The organism is Bradyrhizobium sp. Leo170 (genome assembly GCF_004296405.1).
GTDB lineage: Bacteria > Pseudomonadota > Alphaproteobacteria > Rhizobiales > Xanthobacteraceae > Bradyrhizobium.
On sequence record NZ_PSRR01000596.1, the window covers coordinates 1 to 2,627 of the forward strand.

Sequence of the window (2,627 nt, forward strand, 5' to 3'; positions counted from 1 at the left end):
CGGCGGCAAGCCAGCTTGGTAACGGAGGCCTTCCGGAGCGGCTTGACCACGAAAGAGAGCGCGTGTCCCCCCACGAGAGCGGGAAGGTGAGGGGTGCTTCCGGCCCAGGGAGATGCGAGGATCCCGCGACCAGCTTCGGCTGCGTCAATTCACAGGCGCCGAGCGCTTTCACAGCGTGCTCAGTGGCTGCGCTATAACGCGCAGCAGCCGGATTATGGATCGAGGTTTTGCGAAAGCCTCGTTCACGAACTTCGGAGTTGAACTGCACAGCACGAGATTATAGGTCGCATAGGTGAACCGGCTTTCCTGAACGCAAGACCGTTCTCGACCAGATTGCTCGGGCGGCCTCGTCGGGCGGAGAAATAGCTCAAAGGGCGCCCGTTGCCTCACCTGGCTGTAAGCTGTCCGCTCGCGCCAAAGCTTGGCCTCGCCCGGTCTTCGGCTTAAACGGCGCTGCAGCTCCTTGGCCGGCGCGGTGAAGTTCGCGGCGACCGCCGCGTCGACCTCCGCCGCTCCTGCATTTCCGACCACAAACAGGGTCAGAACTGAATTGATGAGGATCAATCGGCAAGCCTCATCGGGAAATCCGGACGCCACTGGGAACGCGTTAGCCGCGGCGGCTCTTGCTTCTCATCCCAGCAATTGGCGTGCGGTTCGAGAAACATGGCGCGGGCCTTTGCTTGACACGCACATAGGTTGCCAGCGTGCCCCGTCCAATGGCTCGGCCGCCTCGTCCGGCTTGCGATATCGGCCTCTTCAACTCCGCCTGCGTGGCACAATGAAATGTAGCCTCAAGATGATGCCGCTCGCCTCTCGAGCGAGCTTGCTCGTTTCACGCCGCGGCGCTTGCCTGCCCAGGATCTGCTGCTGGCCTGGAGGTCGTCACGATTTGCAATGGCGGTTCAGAGGCCGAGAGCAGCGAGACGTGCTTGAGCTGCGCGAATACGTCCATCCCATCCTTTAGCCCAAGGGAATCAAAGGAGAAACGCGTGATGCGGGCCAAAATCTCCGTGCCCGAGCCCCCGGTGCCGAGCGCAAGAACCAGCGTGATCTCAGCCGCGCCGAGCGGCAAACAGGCTCTGATGCGCGCCGGAAAGACATTAATCATGGAGCCTGCGCGTGGCGCCTCGCGCGCCACGCTGACGTCGCTCGCTCCAATGCGCAGCCGTTGGTGCACGCCGGGTGCAAACGGCGGCGCCGGCACCAACAGCCGCGCCCCTTTGAGGCGGAGAATGAGTAGCCCATAGCGCCCATCATAGCCGCTGACAACGGCATCAAGGCTGACGGCGGCTTCGCGGCTTGCCGCTAGCGGCAGCGCGGGATCTCTCTGTAAGACTTGCAGCGGTCCGGCCGCGGTCACTACGCCGCGCTCCATCATGACGAGATAATCGGCAAAATGTTCGATCTCCGCCATGTCATGGCCGATGTAGATCATCGGCAGCGCGAGCTTCTCGGGCAGGCGCTCGATGATCGGCAGAATCTCACGTCTGGCGCAGCGGTCGAGCGCGCCAAGCGGCTCGTCCATCACAAGCAGTCTGGGCTGAGACAACAGCGCGCGACCCATGGCGACGCGCTGCCGCTCGCCGCCGGACAGATGTGAGGGAGAGCGGTCGAGCAACGGAGCTATCTCGAGCAGTTCGACCACCTCATCAAACGCGATCGGCGTTGGCTTCGGTTTGGGCGCACCGTAAAGCAAGTTGCGCCTGACCGACAAATGAGGAAAAAGACTCGGCTCCTGAAACACATAGCCGATGGGACGCAGATGGGGTGGGCGAAAGGTCGTCCTATCCTGCCACACCTCGCCGTCGATGGCGCAAAAACCATTTGGCAAAGGCTCTAGGCCGGCGATGCAGCGCGCCAGCGTGGTCTTGCCGCAGCCTGGTGGGCCGAAAATCGCCGTCACGCCTTTGGCGGGTACGCTGAATTGCGTATCGCGCGAGAAGCCGGCGATACTGCCGCTGAAGGCAATGTCAATCCGGCCTGGCGTGGCTATCCTCACCTGCTCCTCCTTCCGCTGTATTTGTCGATCAAGGTTAAGGTGAGGATTACCGCAAAGGCGAACATCACCATGGCCCCGGCAAGCCAGCTTGCTTCGCGCCAGCGCGAGGCTTGGACATAGTCGAAGAGATAGGCCGACAGCACCTTGGTGCGCCCAGGAATGTTGCCGCCGATCATAAGCACGATGCCGAACGTGCCTATCGCATGCGTAAAGCCAAGCATGGCGCCTGTCAGAACACCCGTTCGCGCCACAGGCAAGGCGACCGTGAAGAAGGTATATAACGGTGAGGCGCGCAGAGTGGCAGCGACTTCCAGCCGGCGGTCACCCATCGCAGCGAAGGCGTTGCGGATGGGCTGCACCATCAAAGGCAGCGCTGACAAAACCGATCCGACCACGAGCCCCGTAAAGGTGAAGGCGAGCGTGGCCCCGCCCCAGAGAGAGGCGAGAAGGCCACTCGGGCCGAGCAGGGCCAGCAGATAGAAACCGAGTACTGTTGGCGGCAGCACCAGCGGCAGCGGGATGATCGTGGCGACCGCCTCAGCCCAAAGGCTCTTCGAGCGCGCTATCCACCACGCGAGCGGCGTGCCAAGGACCAGCAGGATCACGGTCGTCAGGCTCGCGAGCTCGA

General features: G+C 62.7%; 3 protein-coding genes. All 3 read right to left on the reverse strand.

The window, feature by feature from the left end:
• Positions 1–168 precede the first annotated feature (168 nt).
• Entirely contained in the window at positions 169–564 is a 396-nt protein-coding gene (locus CWO89_RS42905) for a type 2 periplasmic-binding domain-containing protein (RefSeq protein WP_130584229.1), read from the reverse strand.
• A 268-nt stretch (positions 565–832) separates the two neighbouring features.
• Complete coding sequence (gene modC / locus CWO89_RS42910; protein ID WP_130231848.1) at positions 833–1,999, reverse strand: molybdenum ABC transporter ATP-binding protein; 1,167 nt, start codon at positions 1,997–1,999, stop codon at positions 833–835.
• A partial coding sequence (gene modB, locus CWO89_RS42915) for a molybdate ABC transporter permease subunit (RefSeq protein ID WP_130584230.1) occupies positions 1,996–2,627 on the reverse strand: 632 nt, incomplete at its 5' end. The genes modB and modC, both read right to left, overlap by 4 nt.